Consider the following 20,771-nt stretch of genomic DNA (forward strand, 5'->3'; position numbering starts at 1 on the left):
TCAAAGAAGCGGATCGAGAAGGAAGGGGCTGTCCGGCGTTGCCGGCGCTTCGGCGCCACGCTGGTTCTGCTGGCTGGCAGGGGTGCTCGGCGGATCGAGATCGCCCTTGCGGCCGCAGGCGGACAGAGCCAGCGAGGCGGCCAGCGCAATAGAGAGCGTAAGCGTCGTGCGTTTCAGCGAATTCACCATGACCCGGTCCATAGAAATGTTGTTGCTCTAGGCTCTAGCGAAAAAAGGGGCGCTTGTGCACCCCTGATCTCGTGATGATTGGCAAGCGTTCGCGTGATCGGTTGCCTTATCAGTTTCTGGCCCGCCACCAGGCAATCTGCTTGCGCACTTCCGAGGGCGCGGTTCCGCCAAAGCTCTTGCGGCTCGCGACCGAGGCTTCCACCGTCAGGACGTTGAAGACGTCGGCCGTGATTGCCGCATTGATGCTCTGGAGTTCTTCCAGCGAAAGCTCGGCTAGATCGCAGCCCTTCTTCTCGGCCAGCGCCACGGCATTGCCGGTCACATGGTGCGCATCACGGAAGGGAAGGCCGGCTTCGCGGACCAGCCAGTCGGCCAGATCGGTCGCGGTCGAGTAACCCGAACCGGCAGCCGCCTTCATGCGGTCGGTGCGGATGGTCATGTCGGTGACCATGCCGGTCATGGCGGCAATCGCCAGTTCCAGGCTCTCGGCGGCGTCGAAGACCTGTTCCTTGTCTTCCTGCATGTCCTTGGAATAGGCGAGCGGCAGGCCCTTCATCACGGTCAGCAGCGCGATCAGCGAGCCGTTGATGCGGCCGGTCTTGGCGCGCACCAGTTCGGCGGCGTCCGGGTTCTTCTTCTGCGGCATGATCGAGGAGCCGGTCGAAAACGCGTCCGACAGCCGGATGAAGCCGAATTGCGGCGTCGACCAGATGACGATTTCTTCGGCGAGTCGCGACAGGTGCACGGCGGCAATCGAGGCGATCGAGAGGAATTCCAGTGCAAAGTCGCGGTCGGAGACGGTGTCGATCGAGTTGCGGGTCGGCTCGCGGAAGCCGAGGGCCTGCGCCGTCATGTGGCGGTCGATGTTGTAGCCTGTGCCGGCAAGCGCTGCAGCACCGATCGGGCTTTCGTCGAGGTGTTCGATTGCATGGCGCACGCGCTGGCGGTCACGGCCGAACATCTCGACATAGGCCATGCAGTGATGACCGAAGGTCACCGGCTGGGCCGTCTGTAGATGGGTGAAGCCAGGCATCACGGTGTCTGCATGTTCTTCGGCGCGGTCGAGGAAGGCCGTTATCAGGCCGGACAATGCCTGTTCCGTCTTCTGCAGCTCTTCCTTCACCCAGAGGCGGAAATCGAGTGCCACCTGATCGTTGCGCGAGCGGGCCGTGTGCAGGCGACCGGCGGCCGGGCCGATCAGCTCGGCGAGGCGGGCCTCGACGTTCATATGGATGTCTTCGAGCTTGCGCGAGAAGACGAACTGACCGCCCTCGATCTCTGACAGGATCGTGTCCAGGCCGTGAAGGATCTTGTCTTTATCTTCGTTCGAGATAATGCCTTGGTGCGCCAGCATGGTCGCATGCGCCTTTGAGCCGCGGATATCCTGGGCGTAAAGCTTCTTGTCGAAACCGATGGAGGCATTTATCTCCTCCATGATGGCCGAAGGACCCGAGGCGAAGCGACCGCCCCACATCTGGTTGGAGGATTTGGTGTCTGTAAAGTCCTCGGCCATGAAGTGCCCGTCCTGGAGAATGACATGACAGAAAAAAGACCTGAGGGTCTCTTCCCCACCAAGCTGGTTGCGATTGCGGCGGTAGCCGGCATCGTCGCCGGCGCGGCTGCGGTATACGTGAAGCAGACCATGTCTGGCAATGCCGTGGAGACAGCGGATGCCGCGCAATGCGAGGGTTCTGTCGCCAGGGCAGAAGCCATCACGCCCTATCTGAAAGGCGATGTCGCAGCGATGATCCCCGTCAGCGAACCGAAGCTCATCCAGGGTCTTACCTTCCAGGACAAGGAAGGTACACCGATGACCATGGCAAACTTCGCCGACAAGACGGTGCTCATCAATCTCTGGGCCACCTGGTGTGTGCCCTGCCGCGAGGAAATGCCCGCCCTCAACAACCTGCAGGAGGCAACTGGTGGGGAAGCCTTCCAGGTACTCGCCATCAACATCGACACCGGCGATGTCGAAAAGCCGCAGACCTTCCTCGAGGAAACCGGCGTCGACGCACTCGGCCTCTATCGCGACGCCTCCATGGGTGTCTTCAATACGCTGAAGCGCGAGGGGCTTGCCTTCGGCCTGCCGGTGACATTGCTCGTAGACGGCAAGGGCTGTCTGCTTGGCAGCATGAACGGCCCTGCCGTTTGGGACGGCGCGGACGCCAAGGCGCTGGTGACGGCTGCCGCGACGCAGTGACCGAATTCTAGCGCATGAGGTGAGGAAAGCTGTCCGGCCTTGCTCGACAGACGGCGCCGTGCTCGCTCACTAGGCTGCTTTCGGCAGAGGCGTCAGGCTATTCTCGACCCTGGCAATCAGGTCGCTCGCCGGCAAAGGCTTGGCGTAGAGATAACCCTGACCCTCCTTGATGCCGAGGTCCAGGAGCTTGCTCCGCTGTTCTTCGGTCTCTATCCCTTCGGCCACGACCTCCATGCCGAATTTCTCGGCAAGCGAGATCAATGCTTCGACCAGAACGCTGGACTTCCTGTCCAGGGCCACGCTGTCGACGAAGTACTTGTCGATCTTCAGATACTGGGCCTGAAGGGCATGAAGCGATGAAAGTCCGTTATGCCCGGTTCCTGCATCGTCGATCGCCAGCCTGATGCCAAGCGTTGCCAGTTCCCGCGCAACCTGCAATGCAGACTCGAAGTCGGAAATCGGCTGACGTTCCGTGATCTCGATGACTAGCTGGGTGGGGTTCAATCCGGCTTTTGCGATCATTGCGGCCAGATTTTCGACAAATCCTGCACCGAGAAGCTGGTCCGGGGTCACGTTGAACGAAAGCTTGAGTGTCTCGTGGCGTCGGAGCAAGTCGCCAATCTCTGAGCCTGCCCTGCCGAGGAGGACTGATGTCAACGTGTCGATCCGACCATTGTTCTCGGCCAGCGGAATGAAGACTGCCGGCGAGACGCTGCCGCCATCGGGCTTGGTCCAGCGTGCCAGCATTTCGAAACCGGTCATCCGGCCGGTCGCAAGGCAGAAGAGCGGCTGGTAGACCGGATGCACATGTCCTCTGGAAAGAGCGTCGTCCAGCTGCCGCAGCGGCGTTGGCGGACGCACCAGACCTCTGGCGCCGAGATAACCCAGTCCGAGCGAAAACAGCCCGGCGATCACGATGATGTCGCTGCCGAAGCTGCTGTTCCAGGACCCGATGACAGCTTCTTCGATCATCAGCCTGACGCGGATGGGATAGCGCTCGGAGGCTTTCATGAATTCGCCAAACGGTCCGTCCAGTCCGGCAGCACCCTCTGGCTCGTAGCTCGATACGACCTGCTGATTGCTGAGCGTCATCTCCATCAGGGCATGGTCGCGCAGCTCGCCGGGCAGAATGTCGAAGAGAAGGCCTGCCGTGGCGAGGAAGGCGGTCAGGCTGCCATCCTCGGTCGTCCATCGCACCATCAGGCCTTTCCATTCCTCGGCCTCGATGGGAGCCAGTTCATAGGCGGGATTGATTGCGGGCACTGGATCGGAAGCAGCGAGGGCCGCCTGAAAGACCTGTTCATGGGCATTGTCGGCCCAACATGTCGCCTTTGCCGAGGAAACACGGATTTCCCGGATGGAGACGGAACGGAAGGCTATGTCTTCAATGGCCTTGTTGACGGACGGCGAGCAGCCATAGGGACCCTGTGCGCCAAGCTCGCCCATGCTCATGACTGCAAGATCGATCTGGCGTTCCAGCCGGATCACAGCGGCCGTCAATATGTCATTCAGTTGCTGCCGGTTCGCCTGAGCGACGAAAGACTGCGCGATCAGCCAAAGACTTCCAGCGACGAGCGCCGCAAGCGCGAGGGACGCTGCGGTCAATTTCAGTCGAACTCTCGTCGTCACGCTGCCACCCATGATGGCAAGGCTGGCAAACAATCCTTAAGATTGGCTCAAAGACCCAAGCCTGAACCGTCTCTGGATCATTCACAATCAGGAGAGCAGCGTGGAGCTTGGCTCACAGCTCGTAAATCCGCGGCCGCAGGATTTCGATGAAGCCCTGATCGCCCTTCGCCTTGGCGAAGTCGGGGGACACGTCGAATTCGACGATCGTGTCGCCCGCGGTCTTGGCCAGCACCCGGCGCGAGCCCGGGCGATCAAGGACCCGCTGGATTGTCGCTGCCACACCCTTCGATGCGTCGTCGCTCCACACGACATCAGTCGGACGGAAAAGAAGCTCGGCCGGGCCGTCCTTCAAACCTTCCGCGGCGTAGGTCATGTTGCCGACGGTCGCCTGTCCATTCGATACACTCGCCTTCAGCGTGTTGGTGTCACCGAGGAAGCGCATGACGAAGGCATTGGCGGGATGGCGGCAGACCTCTTCCGGCGTGCCCTGCTGAACGATTTTACCCTTCTCAAGGATCACCACGCGGTCGGCGAGGTCGAGTGCCTCTTCCTGGTCATGGGTGACGAAGAGCGTGGTGATGCCCAGCTCGTCATGGATCGAGCGCAGCCAGCGGCGCAGGTCGCGGCGAACATTGGCGTCGAGTGCGCCGAAGGGCTCGTCGAGCAAAAGCACACGTGGATCGACGGCAAGCGCACGGGCGAGCGCCACGCGCTGCCGCTGGCCGCCGGAGATCTGGCCGGGGAAACGTTCGCCGAGACCGGAAAGCTGGACGAGGGAAAGCAGGTCTTCGACACGACGGTCTATTTCGGCCGTCGAGCGCTTCACCTTCGACACCTTCATGCCGAAGGCGATGTTCTCGGCCACCGTCATATGCGGAAACAGCGCGTAATGCTGGAAGACGAAGCCGACGCCGCGGTCGCGCACGGGAATGTTTGTCGCATCCTCTTCGCCGAAATGGATCTGGCCGCCATCGGCAAATTCCAGGCCGGCGACCATGCGCAGGATGGTCGTCTTACCGGAACCCGAAGGGCCGAGCAGCGCCACCAGTTCGCCGCTCTTGATGTCGAGCGACACGCCATGCACGGCGCGGAAGGTTTCGAAGGTCTTGACGACCGTGTCGAGGCGAATGTTCACGAATTCATCTCCGAAGTATTGCCGGCGAGCGTGGCCGGTCGGTTCCGGCGTCCTGCGCCCTGGCGTTCGAGCAGAACCTTGGCCACGAGCGTGACCAGTGCCAGCGCGGCGAGCATTGAGGCGGCAGCGAAGGCGCCGACGGCGTTGTAGTCCTGGTAAAGCAGCTCGATATGCAGCGGCAGCGTGTTGGTCTGGCCACGAATGTTGCCGGAGACGATAGACACGGCGCCGAATTCACCCATGACACGGGCATTGCAGAGCACCACACCATAGAGCATGGCCCATTTGATGTTGGGCAGCGTCACCGACAGGAAGGTGCGCAAACCGCTTGCGCCCAGCGAGGTTGCAGCCTCCTCGAGATCGCGCCCCTGCGCCTGCATCAGCGGGATCAGTTCACGGGCGACGAAGGGTGCCGTCACGAACATTGAGGCGAGCACGATGCCCGGCAGGGCAAAGAGAACCTTCAGCCCGGCGCTGTCGAGGGTGGGGCCGAAAATTCCCTGCAGGCCATAGACGAAGAGATAGGCGACGCCTGCCACGACCGGCGAGACCGAGAAGGGGATCTCGATCAGGATGGTGAGCAAGCGCTTGCCGCGAAAATCATGCTTGGTGATCGCCCATGCGGCGGCCACGCCGAAGATAGTGTTGATCGGCACCGCGATCAGCGCTGTCAGTACCGTCAGCCAGATCGCATGACCCGTGTCGGGGTCTGCGATCGTCTCCAGGAAATAGGGAAGCCCCCTGGAAAACGCTTGGATGCCGATGACCGCCAGGGGCGCTACGACGAAAAAGGCCACAAGCACGAGGACCATGCCGATCAGCGTGTATTTGAAGAGGGGCGCATCGCCGACGCGCGGTGGGCGTCGATTGTTCGTGACGTGGCTCATGGTTCAGCCTTTCACCGTGTAGCGCAGCGCGCGGGCCTGCATGTAGTTAGTGACCGCCAGCATCACGAAGGCGGCGATCAGCATGACGGAGGCGATCGCGGCGGAGGCCGGATAGTCGTATTCCTCGAGCCGGATGAAGGCGAGAAGTGCCGTGATCTCGGTCGAGAAGGGCTGATTGCCGGCAATGAAGATGATCGCCCCGAATTCGCCGAGGCTGCGGGCGAAGGCGAGCGATGTGCCGGCAAGCAGCGCCGGCGTCAGAAGTGGCAGGATCACGCGGCGGAAGATCGAAAGGTCGCTGGAGCCGAGCGTCTGGCCGGCCTCTTCGAGCGCCGGATCGAGCTCTTCAAGCACCGGCTGTACCGTGCGCACGATGAAGGGCAGGCTGGTGAATGCCATGGCAATCATGATGCCGAGCGGCGTATAGGCGACCTTGATGCCGATCTCGCCTAGTGCTGCGCCAAACCAGCCGTTGGAGGCAAACAGGGTGGTGAGCGAAATGCCAGCGACGGCCGTCGGCAGCGCAAACGGCAGGTCGACCAACGCATCGACAATGCGGCGCCCTGGGAAACGATAGCGCACCAGCACCCAGGCGAGCGCCAGGCCGAAGACGAGGTTGAACAGGGTCGCGACCAGCGCCGAGCCGATCGTCACGCCATAACTCGCCACAGCGCGTTCGGAAGAGACGATGCGCCAATAGTCTGCGGGTCCGAGGCTCGCGGCCTTGAAGATCAGGGCTGCCAGCGGCAACAGGATGATGATCGCGGCATAGACCAGCGTGATCCCGAGGGACAGTCTGAAGCCCGGCAATACGCGGCGTTTCAACGTCGTCGTCCTTTCATGAGAAAACCGGCGGATGATCCGCCGGTCCTGAAATCGATTGGAGACCGTGCTTAGCGGCTGCCATAGATCCCATCAAGGATGGCACCCTCTGCGAAATGCTCCTCGGAAACCTTGGCCCAGCCGCCGAAGACGTCTTCGACGGTGACGAGACGGATCTCGGGGAACTGATCCTTGTATTCGGCAGCGACCGTCTCGTCATGGACGCGGTGGCCGAAATCGGCGGCGATCTTCTGACCTTCCGGCGAATAGAGGAAGTCGAGATACTTCTTGGAGAGTTCCTGGCTTCCCTTGGCATCGGCGACCTTGTCGACGATCGCGACCGGGAATTCGGCAAGCAGGCTCACCGACGGCACGACCTGCTGGAATTTGTCCTCGCCATACTGCTTGGCGATTGACTTGGTCTCGGCTTCGAAGGTGATGATCACGTCACCGGTCTCGCGCTCGACAAAGGTCGTCGTCGCGGCGCGGCCACCGGTGTCGAAGACCGGTACGTTGTCGAAGATCTTTTCGACGAATTCCGTCACCTTGGCCTCGTCGCCGGCAAACTTCTCCTTCGCATAGGCCGTGGCCGCCAGATAGGTGTAGCGGGCATTGCCCGAGGTCTTCGGGTTGGGGAAGATCACCTGGACGTCGTCGCGGGCGAGATCGTCCCAGTCCTTGATGTTCTTCGGGTTGCCGGCGCGTACCAGGAAGGACGGGAAGGAATAGAAGGGCGAGGCATTGTTCGGGAATTCGCCCTGCCAGCCTTCGTTGATGAAACCGTTCTTGGCCAGGAATTCGACGTCCGTCACCTGGTTGAAGGTGACGACGTCGGCTTCCAGACCCTCAACGATGGCGCGTGCCTGACGCGAGGTACCGCCATGCGACTGATCGATGCTGACGCCCGGATTGGCCTTGATGAAGGCTTCGTTCTGGGCGGCGAAGATCTCGCGGGCGATGTCATAGGAGGCGTTGAGCAGCTTTTCTGCGGCGCTGGCCGAAACGGGCAGGGAAAGGGCAGCGAGGGCGGCGCTCAAGAGCAGGAGGCGTTTCATGGACTTGTACTCCAGTATGCGGGGGATCGGTATCTGCCCCGCAAACTAGAGGGTCGGCCCGCCCCTTCCGAGGAATGGCCGACCAATGATTGCCCGGAGGGGCAAATATCTTTCCGCCGGAGGGTCCCCCGCCGGAATGGCCCATCAGCGCGTCGGAACCGGCACTTCGCCGCGGTAGTCGTAAAAGCCGCGGCCCGACTTGCGACCCAGCCAGCCGGCCTCGACATATTTGACCAGCAGCGGGCAGGGACGGTACTTCGAGTCCGAGAGGCCCTCATGCAGCACCTGCATGATCGAAAGACACGTATCGAGACCGATGAAGTCGGCCAGCTGCAGCGGGCCCATAGGGTGGTTGGCGCCGAGCTTCATCGCCGTGTCGATCGCTTCGACCGAGCCGACGCCTTCATACAGCGTGTAGATCGCCTCGTTGATCATCGGCAGCAGGATGCGGTTGACGATGAATGCCGGGAAGTCTTCGGCGACCGTGATCGTCTTGTCGAGCGAGGAGACGAAGTCCTTGGCGGTGGCGAAGGTGGTTTCATCGGTCGCGATGCCGCGCACCAGTTCTACGAGCTTCATGACCGGGACCGGGTTCATGAAATGGATGCCCATGAAGCGCTCTGGCCGATCTGTGGCAGAGGCAAGGCGGGTGATCGAGAGCGACGAGGTATTCGTTGCAATCAGTGCCTCTGGCTTCAGAACCGGGCAGAGTGTCGCGAAGATCTTGCGCTTGACAGTTTCATCCTCGGTCGCTGCCTCGATCACGAGATCTGATGGAGCGAGGTCGTTGACGTCCGACGAGCCGGAGATCAGCGCGAGTGCGGCCTTGCGATCCTCGTCAGTGATCTTGCCATTGGTGACCTGTCGGGCGAGGTTGCCGTTGATGGTGGCGAGGCCTGCCTCGATCCTCTCCTTGGAGAGATCGTAGATCGTGACCTTGTAGCCGGCGGCGGCGGCGACCTGGGCAATGCCACAGCCCATCTGGCCGGCACCCACGACACCCACATTGCTGATCTTGTCCGTCATCGTCTCGCTCCTCACCCGTTCTCGTCTTCACTCAAGAAGATGGCACCGACAAAAATGCCGGACCCGCTCATCGCGGACCCGGCTGATTGATAGACCGCAAAGGTTTCTTTGACCAGTCCTTTCGCAGTTGCGAAAGGGCGATCAGAGCGCCTTCTCGAGCTCCGGCAGGGCCTCGAAGATGTCGGCGACGAGGCCGTAATCGGCAACCTGGAAGATCGGTGCTTCCTCGTCCTTGTTGATCGCGACGATGACCTTCGAGTCCTTCATTCCGGCGAGGTGCTGGATGGCACCGGAGATGCCGCAGGCGATGTAGAGCTGCGGGGCAACCACCTTGCCGGTCTGGCCAACCTGCCAGTCGTTCGGGGCATAGCCTGCATCGACGGCCGCACGAGATGCGCCGACGGCGGCACCCAGCTTGTCGGCTACAGGCAGGATCACTTCCTGGAACTTCTCCGAGGAGCCAAGCGCACGGCCACCGGAAATGATGATCTTGGCCGAGGCCAGTTCCGGACGGTCGGACGAGGACAGCGCATCGGAAACATAGCTGGATACGCCGGGGTTTGCAGCGGCAGCAATGCTTTCTACGGCAGCAGACCCACCTTCACCGGCAGCGGCGAAGGAGGCTGTGCGAACGGTGATCACCTTCTTGGGATCGGTCGACTGCACGGTCTGGATGGCGTTCCCGGCATAGATCGGACGCTTGAAGGTGTCGGCAGAGACCACTTCAGTGATTTCCGAGACCTGCATGACATCAAGCAGGGCTGCGACGCGCGGCATAACGTTTTTGCCGACCGAGGTCGCGGCCGCAATGATCGTGTCGTAGGGGCCGCCAAGCGAGACGATGAGGGCCGCGAGCGGCTCTGCAAGGTTGTTGCCGAGCGAAGCGTCGTCGGCGAGCAGCACCTTGGAGACGCCCGAGAGCTTTGCAGCCGCATCGGCGGCAGCCTTGGCGCCGGAGCCGGCGACCAGCACATGCACGTCGCCACCGATCTTGGTGGCGGCCGTGAGCGCCTTCGCGGTCTGTTCGGAGACGGTCGCGTTGTCGTGTTCTGCGAGAAGAAGAATAGCCATTTTACGTTTCTCCTGTCCGTTCCGCTTACAATACGCCGGCTTCGTTCTTGAGCTTGTCGACAAGCTCTGCCACCGACTTCACCTTGATGCCCGCCTTGCGGCCACCCGGCTCCTCGGTCTTCAGAACCTTGAGGCGCGGTGCGACGTCGACGCCGAAGTCGGCCGGGGCCTTCTTGTCGAGCGGCTTCTTCTTGGCCTTCATGATATTGGGCAGCGAGGCGTAGCGCGGCTCGTTCAAACGCAGGTCGGTGGTGACGATCGCCGGGAGCTTCACGTCGATGGTCTGGAGACCGCCGTCGACTTCGCGGGTGACGGTCGCCTTGTCAGCGCCAAGCTCGAGCTTGGAGGCAAACGTCGCCTGGCCCCAGCCGAGGAGAGCCGCCAGCATCTGGCCGGTCTGGTTCGAATCGTCGTCGATCGCCTGCTTGCCGACGATGACGAGGCCCGGAGCCTCAGCCTCGACCACGCCCTTCAGGAGCTTGGCGACGGCGAGCGGCTCGACGGCTTCGTCTGTCTCGATCAGGATGCCGCGGTCAGCGCCCATGGCGAGTGCGGTGCGGATGGTTTCCTCGGCCTTGGCCGGGCCAATCGACACGATCACCACTTCTTCGGCCTTGCCGGCTTCCTTCAGCCGCAGCGCCTCCTCGACGGAGATCTCGTCGAAGGGATTCATGGACATCTTGACGTTGGCGAGCTCGACGCCGGAACCATCTGGCTTGACGCGGATCTTGACGTTGTAATCCACAACCCGCTTGACTGGGACGAGTATCTTCATGGGTTCCTCTCTTCAAATCTTCTGCCGGAAAATGCGCGCTGATGCGCTCCGCCGTTTGTCGATTGGCGACATCGATACGCATTTTTTTCCCAAACACAACGATCGATGCCGTTTGACGGACAGCAATAATTTACGTTGACGTTCACGTCAATACTTCGCCACCGCGACCTCTTGTCATCGTCCCCAGTGGGTGACCTTGCGAACCGGTTGCGATGCCGTGGTTTTTGCGCCGTTTTCTGCCTCGTCCCTGTCCCGGGCTCTCGTGTCGCCGGCCGGTCTTTGACCCCAGGGGCCGACTGTCGCGACATCCACGGTGGGCGCGGCGTGTTCGACGGCCTTGGGTGTCACGATCGCCCGGTCGAAGAGCGGCACGCCCGGACGTCGCAAAAAGAGCACCAGGATCGCACCGGCGATGATGCCGCCGACATGCGCGCCCCAGGAGACATTGCTGTCACCGTCGATCACCAGCATCACGAATTGCTGGCCGACCCAGAAGAGAAGCGGGATGAAGGCCGGGAGCGGCAGCGGAAAGCGCATGAAGACCAGCACCCAGACGCGCACCTTTGGGTGCAGCATCAGATAGGCCGCAACCACGCCCGATACCGCGCCCGACGCCCCGATCAGCGGCGCTTCACTCGCCGGCATGACCAGCCCATGCACGAGCGCGCCGGCGGCCGCGCAGGCAAGGTAGAAGAACAGGAACTTGAAGTGCCCCATCGCATCCTCGACATTGTCGCCGAAGACCCAGAGGAAGAGCATGTTGGAGCCCAGATGAAGCCAGCTGCCATGCAGGAAGGAATAGGTGATGTAGGTCGCCCCCTCCGGCACCAGCACCAGCCGCGGATCGAGCTCGGCAATATCGAAGGCGACGGCCGGGATGAAGCCCATGCCATAAACCCCGATCTCGTAGAGCGCCTCCGGTGCCAGTGTCGCCAGCGCATGGGTCACGACATTGGCGAGAATCAGCCCCAGCGTCACATACTGCTTGCGGATGTGCTTCAGCGCATTTCGGTCATGCAGGGGAATGAACATCGCGCCTCGTCGGGTTCGCCGGAGATGGGTGCGTAGAACCTAGCGCAGCTTGGGGGATGGGGACAGGGGGAGGTTGCCATGTAGGCGGCTCCCACCTCCCCCTTAGCGGGGGAGGACGGAAAATCGAAGGTTAGGCCAGCGCTAGCGGCCTAAACTTCAGATTTTCCTGGAGAGGGGCACGGTTCCGTAGCCAACCACCTCACCAAGCCCTCCTCTTGCGAAATCTGAGGTTTGGCCCTGATCGGGCCAATTCCCCGATTTCGCTTTCTCCCCCGCAAGGGGGGAGATATGTCGTCGCCTACCTGTTCTTCCCCGGCACCCACAGAATATCCGCCTTGCCGCCGTCATTCGCGTGACGTGCTGCCACGAACAGAAAATCCGACAGCCGGTTCACATATTTCAGTGCCGGTGCGCCGACTTCCTCACCGTCGAAGCGGGAGAGTTCGACCATGATGCGCTCGGCACGACGCGAGGTGGTTCGGGCGAGATGCAGATAGGCTGCAGCGGGCGTGCCTCCCGGCAGGATGAAGGATTTCAGCGGATCGAGAGCGGCATTCAGCTGGTCGATTTCCTTCTCGATCCGGTCGACCTGGGCCTCGATGACGCGGAGCGGCTCGTAGGAGAGGACCTCGCCGGTTTCGGGGGCGGCGAGATCCGCGCCGAGGTCGAAGAGGTCGTTCTGGATGCGCATCAGCATGGCATCGAGTTCCGGCATCTCTCCCGTATGGAGCCGGGCAATGCCGATCGCTGAATTCGTCTCGTCGATCGTGCCATAGGCGTCGACGCGCAGGTCGTGCTTCAGGCGGCGCGGGCCTGTCACCAGTGCCGTGGTGCCGTCATCGCCGGTGCGGGTGTAGATCTTGTTGAGCTTGACCATGGTTTCAGCGTCCCCCGCCCGTCAGCCAGAGTGTGAGCATGATCAGCGCGATCGCGATCGCCTGCAGCACGATACGGGCCTGCATCAGTTTGTTGGATGTATTGCCGTCGCCGCCTTTCAGCATGTTGAAGAGGCCTCGCAAGAGGACGAGGGCGACAAGCCCCATGACGATGATGGCGAGGACATAGGTGAATGTGGACATAACGTGGGATGAGCCTTTGTTCGTCGCCGGTCAGTCCAGCGAGCGCATCAGTCGATAGAAGAGGTCGGCCGGAAGCCAGCGCTTGATCAGGGCCCCCTGCTTGGCCGGCTTGGTCACGAGATAATGTGGGCGGGCACGCCGGGCGGTCAAGGCGTGGGTGAGGACTTTGTAGACGGCCTCCGGCCCGAGTTTGTGGCGGTTGACGGGGCCTGTGCCATCGAGTCGCGCCAGTTGCCGGCGGTAGTCCTCGGCATGAACCGAGTTTTCGAGGTCGATCACGCGGCGGATGTGGTGGAGCGCATTGGCGGTGAAGCGGCTTTCGATCGGGCCGGGCTCGATCAGGCTCACCTGCACGCCGGAGCCCTCGAGTTCCATACGAAGCGTCAGCGAGAGGCCCTCGAGCGCAAACTTCGAGGCTGTATAGGCGCCGCGCCAGCGATAGGGGATGATGCCGAGGATCGAGGAGCATTGCACGATGCGGCCTGATCCTTGCGCCCGCATCGCCGGGATCACCCGGCGGGTCAGATCGTGCCAGCCGAAGAGATTGGTCTCGAACTGCTCCCTCAGCGCGTCCGTCGGCAGATCCTCCACCGCACCCGCCTGGCCATAGGCGCCATTGTTGAACAGCGCGTCGAGCCGGCCCCCTGTGCGGTCGAACACGGTCGCGACAAGGGTTTCGATGCTGGCTGTGTCGGTGTAATCCATGACGAGGGCCTCAATACCCTTCGCCTCGAGCGCGCCCAGGTCTTCCGGCTTGCGCACCGTCGCAAAGACCCGCCAGCCGTCGCGCTTGAGGGCCTCGGCACAGTAGGCGCCGATGCCGGAGGAACAACCGGTGACGATGATGCTCTTCACGGGGAAAACCTCGTTATTGCTTTGCAAACGGCGATGGGTTTCCCATATTCGGCCCCAGCCTGCAATCGTGCCCCGCGTTCTTGAGGAGACTGGATGCCGACTTTCCTGCGTATGCTCTACAAGGTCGGCTTTGACGCGTTCTGGCATTTCACCGAGGACGACGGCTGGGCGATGGCGAGCCATGTCGCGCTGTCGGCTATTCTTGCGCTTTTTCCATTCCTGATCTTCGGCACGGCGCTTGCGAGTTTCCTCGGCGCCGACCAGTTCGCCGAGACGGCGGTGCATCTGATTTTCGACACCTGGCCGGAGACCATCGCCAAGCCGCTGTCCGACCAGGTGGTGCAGGTGTTGACCATTCCGCGCGGTGGGCTTCTGACTATCTCGGTGCTGGCAGCCGCCTATTTCGCCTCGAACGGGGTGGAGGCGCTGCGCGTCTCGCTCAACCGCGCTTACCGGGTGGCGGAGACGCGGCCCTGGTATGTGACGCGGCTCGTCAGCCTCGGTTTCGTGCTGGCCGCCGTCGTCGTGCTGGCGGCGATCAGCGCGCTCCTCGTCGCGGTACCCGTGGCGCTCGCCTATGCGGAAAAGCTCTTTCCCTTCCTCAAGGATTTTCTCGCGACCGTCGCCAACTGGCGGGTTTACGGAACCGTTCTCTTCCTCGTCCTGGCGCTCGTGGTTTTCCATCTCGGCCTGCCGGCCGGCCGGCGGCGACTGTTCGACGTTCTGCCCGGCGTGCTCCTGACGCTGGCGCTCTGGCTGGTCGGCGCGCTTCTCTTCGCCTATTATCTCGCGTCCTTCGCCGATTATGCGGCGACCTATGCCGGTCTTGCCTCGATCATGATCGTGCTGGTCTTTCTCTACATGGTCGGCGCGATCTTCATCATCGGCGCGGAGTTCAACGCGGCACTGATGAAATTCCGGGTGGTGCCGGTGAAGGGGGCACCCGCAGGGATCTCAAATCCCGACCATGGCGCGAATATCTGACGGCGTCTTGCCCTCTGCCCTGAGCGCCGACAAGGCCGTGTCGCCGAGGCTTTTCGACAGCTTGCGGCCATCGGGCCCCAGGATCAGCCGGTGATGGTGGTAGACGGGTGCGGGCAGGCCGAGCAGGGTCTGCAGCAGGCGATGGATCGAGGTCGCATGGAAGAGGTCGAGACCGCGCACGACGTTGGTCACGCCTTGGCCTGCATCATCGAACGTGACGGCCAGATGGTAACTCGAAGGCGCGTCGGAGCGCCAGAGCACGACATCGCCCCAGGCGGCCGGATCCGCCTCGATCTCGCCTGTCGTCCCGTCGCCGGTTTCCTGCCAGGTGAGAGGTTTTTCGATGAGACGCTGCGCCTTGTCGATGTCGAGCCGCCAGGCATAACGTTCGACCGTTGCCAGTTTGTCGCCCCGCTCGGCCTCGGACAGCATGCGCTCCTCTGTCGGATAGAGCGGTGCGCCGTCCGGGTCGCGTGGCCATGGGCCACCCTCGCGCTCGAAGGCTGAGACACGGGCCTTCACCTCGCCGCGGGTGAGAAATGCGGGATAGACCAGCCCCATTGCTTGCAGCCTATCGAGAGCGTCGCGATAGAGGGGAAAGTGCTCCGACTGGCGGCGGACGGGCCGTTCGAAGGGGATGCCGAGCCAGGTGAGATCGTCGATGACCGCCTGTTCGAAGTCCGGCGTGCAGCGCGTCAGGTCGATGTCCTCGATGCGCAGCAGAAGGCGCCCGCCCATTTTTCCGGCCATATCGGCGTTCAGAAAAGCAGAGAGCGCATGGCCGAGATGCAGCCGGCCATTGGGGCTCGGCGCGAAACGAAAGACGGGGGCATCCTGTCCGGTGGTTTGACGATCGCGTTCGGTCATGCTTTTCCTTCGCATGAGAGTGGAATGAGGAAAAGGGGACGGATTTGACGACGATCCGATGCGAGGCCGATCTCGCTGCGGGGCTTTCCCTTTTGCTGACACGCGATCCCCGGCTCTGTCCGATCGCAGACGCCTGCGGTCCGCTGCCGCTTCGCCTGTCGCCGCCGGGATTTGCGGGGCTCGCCTCGATCATCGTCTCGCAGATGGTGTCGCGGGCCAGCGCCGACGCCATCTGGCGGCGGATGACGGCGGTCCTGGGGAACCGGCCGCTGGCGGAAGATTATCTGGCGCTCGGGCCCGAGCTGATCGGCACATTCGGCCTGTCGCGCGGCAAGGCGCAGGCGCTGGAAGAGGCCGCCAAGGCCGATCTCGGTGGACCCTTCCGGCTCGACGAGCTGGCAGAAATGCCGGCGGATGCCGCGATCGCGGCGCTGACGGGGCTCAAGGGCATCGGCCCCTGGACGGCCGAGGTTTACCTGATGTTCTGCGGCGGCCATCCGGACATCTTTCCGGTCGGCGACGTGGCGCTCAGGATCTCGGTGGGCGATGTTTTCTTCGCCGGAGAACGGCCCGCGCCGGAACTTGTGGCGGAGCTGGCTGAAGCCTGGGCGCCCGCCCGATCGGTCGCCGCAAGGCTGTTCTGGGCTCATTATGCCCGCATCACAGGCCGCACTGCCTTGCCCCGCTGAGGGCGCGCCGAGAGGTCGCAAGGCGGCTCAAAGATTCAGGCTTCACAATGCTGTAACAACGGACCTAATATAGAAGGGCAGATGCCGAATCGATCAGGAGTACCCCTTGACGATTGCAGTTTCTCCCCAGGCCCTGCCGGCGCTCGTCCTGAATGCCGACTACCGGCCACTGAGTTATTATCCCTTGTCGCTCTGGTCCTGGCAGGACGCGATCAAGGCGGTCTTCCTCGACCGTGTGAACATCATCGCCGAGTATGATCACTCCGTCTGCTCGCCGAGTTTCTCGATGCGACTGCCGAGCGTGGTCAGCCTCAAGACCTATGTTCAGCCGACCCGGAACCCGGCCTTCACCCGCTTCAATGTCTTCCTGCGCGACAAGTTCGAATGCCAGTATTGCGGTTCGCCCGACGATCTGACCTTCGACCATGTCATCCCGCGCGCCCATGGCGGCGAGACGACCTGGGAGAATGTCGTGGCCGCCTGCTCGCCGTGCAATCTGCGCAAGGGATCGAAGCTCCCCAGGCAGGCCGGCATGCATCCGCATCAGGCACCCTACCGGCCGACGGTGCAGGATCTGCACAACAACGGCCGGCTCTTCCCGCCGAACTACCTGCACGAAAGCTGGATGGACTATCTCTACTGGGATACCGAACTGCAGCCTTGAGGTCAGGCGGCAGCGCGGCTGAAGGCGGCACGGATTGCGCCGCCTCGGATCCGCTTCAGACAGCGGGCTTGCGGAAGACGCCCCAGAGCGCAAGCGCGGCGAGGGCGGCACTCGTCAGCACATTCCAGCCGGCAAAGGACAGGCCCAGCACGCGAAGCGTCGCTTCGGTGCAGGAGGGCGCCTTGGTGGCGTTCAAGGCTTCCAGCACGTTGACGGGCGTGTCGCCACCGGTTGCGCCGATCGCGCAGGTTGACGGGCCTTCCCAGAACTTCCACTCGACGCCGGAATGGTAGATGCCCATGCCGACGCTGATCAGCATGGTGATGGCGATGGCGATCAGCAGGAGCTTCGTGACGACTGGCGGCAGGCGGAAGACGGTTGAAAGGACGGCCAGGACGCCGATTCCAATGCCGATATAGTAGGGATTACGCTGCATCAGGCAGAGCGCACAGGGGATATAGCCGCCGATATGCTCGAAGCCGAGCGCGGAGCCCACGACGAGCGCCATGCCGAAGGTAAGCAAGGCGGCAAGCGCGCCATCGGACTTCAGGGGTATTAGGATCGAGTTCATCTGCAACACTCTCACAGGGCGAATTTCACGAGGTAGAAGCCGCCGATCAGCAGCAGCATAAAAAGGGTAAAAAGAAGACCGAGATATTTCTCGATGAAGAGGCGAATGGATTCGCCATAGAGCTTCAGCAGGAAGGCTACGAGGAAGAAACGGAACGCGCGGCCAATGATGCTGACAATGGTGAAGACCAGGAAATTCAGCCCCGTGGCGCCGGAGAAGATGGTTAGGACCTTGTAGGGGAAAGGTGTGATCGCAGCAAAGAGCACCCCCCAGCCACCCCAGGTGTTGTACCAGCCCGCCACCTGTTCGAAGGCATCCTCCTTGCCGTAGAAGGCGAGGATAGGGCGTCCAATTGCCTCGAACAGGAACATGCCGATGGCATAACCGAGAAATGCACCGAGGACGGATGCGAGCGTGCAGAGGAGGGCCAGCCTGAACCAGTGGTCCCGGCGCTTGATGACCATAGGGATGAGCAGGACATCCGGCGGGATCGGAAAGAAGGAGCTTTCGATGAACGAGACGCCAGCAAGGGCCCGATCGGCGTGGCGAGTGCCGGCAAGCGACATCGTCCAATCATACATACGACGCAGCATTGAGGCTTCCGTGGGTAGATGGTTCACGGCGTTCTAGGGGGCGCATGGCTGCCTGTAAATGGTGCTGGCGCCGCGTCGGACGCGAGCGTTGAACGTTTGCGTGAAGGGATGCTCGAAAAAGGCGTTGACCGCTGCACCCCGGCTCGTATAGTCCGGCGCTGTCCATCCGACGCTCATGTGCCCCATTGGCGGAACTGGTAGACGCGCTCGACTCAAAATCGAGTTCCGAAAGGAGTGCTGGTTCGATTCCGGCATGGGGCACCACAATCTCAAAAAGGCAGAAGGCATGAGCAATACCGGCAAGAAGATCCGTATGGCGCAGCCTGTGCAGCAGGTGGTGGTGGATGCAGGCCTGTTGCCGAAGGTGCCGGCTCAGCCCGTTGCCGCCAAGGGCAAAGGCAAGCCGCAGACGGCTGCATCTCTGGCCGCGTCGCCTGTCGCCCCTGTCGAGGGCAAGCAAAAGATCAACATCGTGGCACCCGTTGCGCCGCAGGTTGCGGCCATGCGCCAGAAGCTTCGGCAGCAGTCCGTCCAGTCGCAGGTCGCGCGTATCGATGCGGCGATCGAGGCCGGTACGGTTTCGTCCGCCGATGCCAAGGCACTGGTTCTGACGCTTGCGATGAAGCGGCTCGGCGCGAAGGAGGCGGCGGAGAAGTGGTATCGCAGCCAGAAGCTCGAACCCTTCGCCGGACGGACGCCGGCGCAGATGGTGCGTGCCGGTGAGTTGAAGGCACTGGTTGCCTTGATGCGCGCAGAGGGCGCCCAAGCCAAGGGCTGACCTTTGCGGCCGGCCCGTGCGCTTCGATGTGCAGACGTTTCCGTTTTCGGGTCAGCCTATGTCCTCGCCTGGCAACCGGTTTCCCGGCCATTCCAACGTCGATCCTTCTCCCGTTTGCCGGTCGTTTACGCTGAGATGAGCGGCTTATTGTGCGCTTGCGAGATGAGTGTTAGCACTGACAGCATGACGATCCGGACACTCAGCCATGCTGCTTGAGCCGCGCGAGACCTTCGAGGCCCTGCGCCGCGACTTCCGCTGGACCATTCCCGCCGATTTCAACATCGGCCGGGCGGTCGCCGACGATTGGGCGGCGAAGTTTCCCGAGCAAGTTTGCCTGCAGCACTTTTCACCCGATGGCCGGCATCTTTCGATGACCTATGGCGAGCTTTCGGCGCAATCCTCGGCGCTGGCCGAGGCCTTGACGGAAATCGGCGTCATCAGGGGTGACCGTGTGGCGCTTCTCATGCCGCAATGCTTTGAAACGGTGATTGCGCATGTCGCGATCTACAAGATGGGCGCGATTGCCCTGCCACTTGCACTGCTCTTCGGCGAAGAGGCGCTGGAATACCGGTTGCGGGATGCGGGGGCGCGCGTGATCGTCACCAACAGTTTCGGCCTGCAGCGGCTGAAGGCCATCAAGGCGCGTCTGCCGGCGCTGCAGACGGTGATCTCGGTCGATGGCTCCGGTCCCGATGTCATCGGTTTCCGCTCGATGATCGAGGGCCGGTCCGGCCTGTTCGACATTGTCGACACAGGACCCGACACGCCGGCGCTGATGATCTACACCTCGGGCACGACGGGGCCGCCCAAGGGTGCGCTGCACGGACATCGCGTTCTGGCCGGTCACATCCCCGGCTTCCAGCTGGCGCATGACTATCTGCCACAACCGGACGACAAGGTCTGGACACCCTCCGACTGGGCCTGGGCGGGCGGGCTGCTCAACGCGCTTTTGCCGGCGCTGATGCTCGGTGTGCCGGTCGTTTCCTCGCCGGCGCAGAAATTCGATCCGCATATGGCCTTCCGGATCATGGCCGAGATGAAGGTGCGCAATGCCTTTATCCCGCCGACGGCACTCCGGCTCCTGAAGGCGGTCGACAAGCCCCGCGAGGCCCATGATCTCGTGCTGCGCAGCATCGGGTCAGCGGGCGAATCGCTGGGGCGTGAAACCTATGAATGGGTGAAGACGGCGCTCGGCATCGTGCCCAACGAGTTTTACGGCCAGACGGAGTGCAATTTCGTGCTGTCCTCGGCGGCGCATCTCGGTGTTTCCAAGGGCGGCTTCATCGGCAAGGCGGTGCCGGGGCATGAGGTGGCGATCATCGATGCCGAGGGTCGGGAATTGCCGGCCGGCGAAACCGGGCAGGTGGCGATCAAGCGACCGGATCCGGTGATGTTCCTCGGCTATTGGAACAATCCCAAGGCGACGGAGGAGAAATTCGTCGGCGACTGGATGAAGACGGGCGATCTCGGACGGCAGGACGAAGACGGCTATGTGCAGTTTTTCGGCCGCGACGATGATGTGATCACGTCGTCCGGCTATCGAATCGGACCGGCGGAGATCGAGGACTGCCTGATCGGGCACCCGGCCGTCCGGCTCGCAGCCGTCATCGGCAAACCGGATCCTCTGAGGACCGAGATCGTCAAGGCCTTCGTCGTGCTGCAGGACGGATACACGGCGCAGGCGGCCTTGTCGGCGGAGATCCGCGACTGGGTGAAGAACCGATTGTCGATGCACGAATATCCGCGCGAGGTGGAATTCGTCACCGAGCTTCCGCTGACGACCAGCGGCAAGGTGATCCGTCGGCTGTTGCGGGATCAGGAGATCGCCAAGGCCAGCTGATGCTGTGGAGGTCGCGCAATGCTACCGCGG

Annotated in this window: 23 protein-coding genes and 1 tRNA gene; 7 read left to right on the forward strand and 17 right to left on the reverse strand. The window is 62.4% G+C overall.

All coding sequences use genetic code 11. From position 1 onward, the window contains the following. The gene (locus tag IP85_RS12010) at positions 1-189 is read right to left on the reverse strand and encodes a lipoprotein (RefSeq protein ID WP_054149963.1); all 189 of its coding nucleotides are present in this window, start codon (positions 187-189) and stop codon (positions 1-3) included. A gap of 109 nt (positions 190-298) precedes the next feature. Then, the gene (argH, locus tag IP85_RS12015; RefSeq protein ID WP_054149914.1) at positions 299-1,702 is read right to left on the reverse strand and encodes an argininosuccinate lyase; all 1,404 of its coding nucleotides are present in this window, start codon (positions 1,700-1,702) and stop codon (positions 299-301) included. A gap of 24 nt (positions 1,703-1,726) precedes the next feature. On the opposite strand from argH, the gene IP85_RS12020 reads away from it, so the two are divergent. Further along, complete coding sequence (locus tag IP85_RS12020) at positions 1,727-2,389, forward strand: TlpA disulfide reductase family protein (RefSeq protein WP_054149915.1); 663 nt, start codon at positions 1,727-1,729, stop codon at positions 2,387-2,389. Between the two features lie 69 nt (positions 2,390-2,458). On the opposite strand, the gene IP85_RS12025 is transcribed toward IP85_RS12020, so the two are convergent. The 12 genes from IP85_RS12025 to IP85_RS12080 all read right to left on the reverse strand — a co-directional run bounded on the left by IP85_RS12025 (position 2,459) and on the right by IP85_RS12080 (position 13,755). Then, positions 2,459-4,018, reverse strand: a complete 1,560-nt coding sequence (locus IP85_RS12025; RefSeq protein WP_171901581.1) for an EAL domain-containing protein — start codon at positions 4,016-4,018, stop codon at positions 2,459-2,461. Between the two features lie 112 nt (positions 4,019-4,130). Further along, a complete protein-coding gene (locus IP85_RS12030) occupies positions 4,131-5,153 on the reverse strand; it encodes a sulfate/molybdate ABC transporter ATP-binding protein (RefSeq protein WP_054149917.1) in 1,023 nt (340 codons plus the stop codon). Then, positions 5,150-6,040: a sulfate ABC transporter permease subunit CysW gene (cysW, locus tag IP85_RS12035; protein ID WP_054149918.1), complete on the reverse strand. Its 891-nt coding sequence runs from the start codon at positions 6,038-6,040 to the stop codon at positions 5,150-5,152. The genes IP85_RS12030 and cysW overlap by 4 nt, the downstream gene beginning before the upstream one ends. Before the next feature lie 3 nt (positions 6,041-6,043). Continuing rightward, positions 6,044-6,865, reverse strand: coding sequence for a sulfate ABC transporter permease subunit CysT (gene cysT, locus IP85_RS12040; RefSeq protein WP_054149919.1), 822 nt, complete (start codon positions 6,863-6,865; stop codon positions 6,044-6,046). Between the two features lie 68 nt (positions 6,866-6,933). Next, positions 6,934-7,917 (reverse strand): thiosulfate ABC transporter substrate-binding protein CysP, encoded by a 984-nt coding sequence (gene cysP, locus IP85_RS12045; RefSeq protein WP_054149920.1) that lies wholly within the window; start codon positions 7,915-7,917, stop codon positions 6,934-6,936. A gap of 144 nt (positions 7,918-8,061) precedes the next feature. Beyond that, positions 8,062-8,943, reverse strand: coding sequence for a 3-hydroxybutyryl-CoA dehydrogenase (locus tag IP85_RS12050; RefSeq protein ID WP_054149921.1), 882 nt, complete (start codon positions 8,941-8,943; stop codon positions 8,062-8,064). Between the two features lie 141 nt (positions 8,944-9,084). After that, positions 9,085-10,014 (reverse strand): FAD-binding protein, encoded by a 930-nt coding sequence (locus IP85_RS12055; protein WP_054149922.1) that lies wholly within the window; start codon positions 10,012-10,014, stop codon positions 9,085-9,087. A gap of 25 nt (positions 10,015-10,039) precedes the next feature. Beyond that, positions 10,040-10,789, reverse strand: coding sequence for an electron transfer flavoprotein subunit beta/FixA family protein (locus IP85_RS12060; protein WP_054149923.1), 750 nt, complete (start codon positions 10,787-10,789; stop codon positions 10,040-10,042). A 174-nt stretch (positions 10,790-10,963) separates the two neighbouring features. Continuing rightward, entirely contained in the window at positions 10,964-11,821 is an 858-nt protein-coding gene (locus IP85_RS12065) for a rhomboid family intramembrane serine protease (protein WP_054149924.1), read from the reverse strand. 298 nt (positions 11,822-12,119) lie between these two features. After that, positions 12,120-12,698 (reverse strand): cob(I)yrinic acid a,c-diamide adenosyltransferase, encoded by a 579-nt coding sequence (locus tag IP85_RS12070; protein ID WP_054149925.1) that lies wholly within the window; start codon positions 12,696-12,698, stop codon positions 12,120-12,122. A 4-nt stretch (positions 12,699-12,702) separates the two neighbouring features. Continuing rightward, positions 12,703-12,900 (reverse strand): twin transmembrane helix small protein, encoded by a 198-nt coding sequence (locus tag IP85_RS12075; RefSeq protein ID WP_006728764.1) that lies wholly within the window; start codon positions 12,898-12,900, stop codon positions 12,703-12,705. A 30-nt stretch (positions 12,901-12,930) separates the two neighbouring features. Further along, entirely contained in the window at positions 12,931-13,755 is an 825-nt protein-coding gene (locus IP85_RS12080; RefSeq protein ID WP_054149964.1) for an SDR family oxidoreductase, read from the reverse strand. A gap of 93 nt (positions 13,756-13,848) precedes the next feature. On the opposite strand from IP85_RS12080, the gene IP85_RS12085 reads away from it, so the two are divergent. Beyond that, positions 13,849-14,739: a YihY/virulence factor BrkB family protein gene (locus IP85_RS12085; RefSeq protein ID WP_054149926.1), complete on the forward strand. Its 891-nt coding sequence runs from the start codon at positions 13,849-13,851 to the stop codon at positions 14,737-14,739. On the opposite strand, the gene gluQRS is transcribed toward IP85_RS12085, so the two are convergent. Continuing rightward, positions 14,710-15,606 (reverse strand): tRNA glutamyl-Q(34) synthetase GluQRS, encoded by an 897-nt coding sequence (gluQRS, locus tag IP85_RS12090; protein ID WP_054149927.1) that lies wholly within the window; start codon positions 15,604-15,606, stop codon positions 14,710-14,712. The two genes, IP85_RS12085 and gluQRS, sit on opposite strands and share 30 nt — an antisense overlap. Positions 15,607-15,650: 44 nt before the next feature. On the opposite strand from gluQRS, the gene IP85_RS12095 reads away from it, so the two are divergent. Next, complete coding sequence (locus IP85_RS12095) at positions 15,651-16,295, forward strand: DNA-3-methyladenine glycosylase (protein WP_054149928.1); 645 nt, start codon at positions 15,651-15,653, stop codon at positions 16,293-16,295. 106 nt (positions 16,296-16,401) lie between these two features. Next, the gene (locus IP85_RS12100) at positions 16,402-16,959 is read left to right on the forward strand and encodes an HNH endonuclease (RefSeq protein WP_054149929.1); all 558 of its coding nucleotides are present in this window, start codon (positions 16,402-16,404) and stop codon (positions 16,957-16,959) included. 55 nt (positions 16,960-17,014) lie between these two features. On the opposite strand, the gene IP85_RS12105 is transcribed toward IP85_RS12100, so the two are convergent. After that, positions 17,015-17,530 (reverse strand): disulfide bond formation protein B, encoded by a 516-nt coding sequence (locus tag IP85_RS12105; RefSeq protein WP_054149930.1) that lies wholly within the window; start codon positions 17,528-17,530, stop codon positions 17,015-17,017. A gap of 11 nt (positions 17,531-17,541) precedes the next feature. Next, on the reverse strand, positions 17,542-18,123 hold the full coding sequence (locus IP85_RS12110) for a YqaA family protein (RefSeq protein ID WP_054149931.1): 582 nt from the start codon (positions 18,121-18,123) through the stop codon (positions 17,542-17,544). Between the two features lie 179 nt (positions 18,124-18,302). On the opposite strand from IP85_RS12110, the gene IP85_RS12115 reads away from it, so the two are divergent. The 3 genes from IP85_RS12115 to IP85_RS12120 all read left to right on the forward strand — a co-directional run bounded on the left by IP85_RS12115 (position 18,303) and on the right by IP85_RS12120 (position 20,741). Continuing rightward, positions 18,303-18,387, forward strand: a tRNA-Leu gene (locus tag IP85_RS12115). Positions 18,388-18,409: 22 nt separating this feature from the next. Beyond that, the gene (locus IP85_RS21950; RefSeq protein WP_210166418.1) at positions 18,410-18,901 is read left to right on the forward strand and encodes a hypothetical protein; all 492 of its coding nucleotides are present in this window, start codon (positions 18,410-18,412) and stop codon (positions 18,899-18,901) included. Between the two features lie 205 nt (positions 18,902-19,106). Then, positions 19,107-20,741: an AMP-binding protein gene (locus tag IP85_RS12120; protein ID WP_054149932.1), complete on the forward strand. Its 1,635-nt coding sequence runs from the start codon at positions 19,107-19,109 to the stop codon at positions 20,739-20,741. The last annotated feature ends 30 nt before the right edge of the window (positions 20,742-20,771 follow it).

Origin of the sequence: Rhizobium sp. AAP116, from assembly GCF_001295785.1 — a bacterium.
Classification (GTDB): domain Bacteria; phylum Pseudomonadota; class Alphaproteobacteria; order Rhizobiales; family Rhizobiaceae; genus Allorhizobium.

Bases quoted from the DNA above. Each gene is read 5' to 3' on its own strand.
- IP85_RS12010 (WP_054149963.1), bottom strand. From the start codon at position 189: ATGGTGAATTCGCTGAAACGCACGACGCTTACGCTCTCTATTGCGCTG.
- argH (WP_054149914.1), bottom strand. From the start codon at position 1,702: ATGGCCGAGGACTTTACAGACACCAAATCCTCCAACCAGATGTGGGGC.
- IP85_RS12020 (WP_054149915.1), top strand. From the start codon at position 1,727: ATGACAGAAAAAAGACCTGAGGGTCTCTTCCCCACCAAGCTGGTTGCG.
- cysW (WP_054149918.1), bottom strand. From the start codon at position 6,040: ATGAGCCACGTCACGAACAATCGACGCCCACCGCGCGTCGGCGATGCG.
- cysP (WP_054149920.1), bottom strand. From the start codon at position 7,917: ATGAAACGCCTCCTGCTCTTGAGCGCCGCCCTCGCTGCCCTTTCCCTG.
- IP85_RS12050 (WP_054149921.1), bottom strand. From the start codon at position 8,943: ATGACGGACAAGATCAGCAATGTGGGTGTCGTGGGTGCCGGCCAGATG.
- IP85_RS12055 (WP_054149922.1), bottom strand. From the start codon at position 10,014: ATGGCTATTCTTCTTCTCGCAGAACACGACAACGCGACCGTCTCCGAA.
- IP85_RS12060 (WP_054149923.1), bottom strand. From the start codon at position 10,789: ATGAAGATACTCGTCCCAGTCAAGCGGGTTGTGGATTACAACGTCAAG.
- IP85_RS12065 (WP_054149924.1), bottom strand. From the start codon at position 11,821: ATGTTCATTCCCCTGCATGACCGAAATGCGCTGAAGCACATCCGCAAG.
- IP85_RS12070 (WP_054149925.1), bottom strand. From the start codon at position 12,698: ATGGTCAAGCTCAACAAGATCTACACCCGCACCGGCGATGACGGCACC.
- IP85_RS12075 (WP_006728764.1), bottom strand. From the start codon at position 12,900: ATGTCCACATTCACCTATGTCCTCGCCATCATCGTCATGGGGCTTGTC.
- IP85_RS12085 (WP_054149926.1), top strand. From the start codon at position 13,849: ATGCCGACTTTCCTGCGTATGCTCTACAAGGTCGGCTTTGACGCGTTC.
- gluQRS (WP_054149927.1), bottom strand. From the start codon at position 15,606: ATGACCGAACGCGATCGTCAAACCACCGGACAGGATGCCCCCGTCTTT.
- IP85_RS12105 (WP_054149930.1), bottom strand. From the start codon at position 17,530: ATGAACTCGATCCTAATACCCCTGAAGTCCGATGGCGCGCTTGCCGCC.
- IP85_RS12110 (WP_054149931.1), bottom strand. From the start codon at position 18,123: ATGCTGCGTCGTATGTATGATTGGACGATGTCGCTTGCCGGCACTCGC.
- IP85_RS21950 (WP_210166418.1), top strand. From the start codon at position 18,410: ATGAGCAATACCGGCAAGAAGATCCGTATGGCGCAGCCTGTGCAGCAG.
- IP85_RS12120 (WP_054149932.1), top strand. From the start codon at position 19,107: ATGCTGCTTGAGCCGCGCGAGACCTTCGAGGCCCTGCGCCGCGACTTC.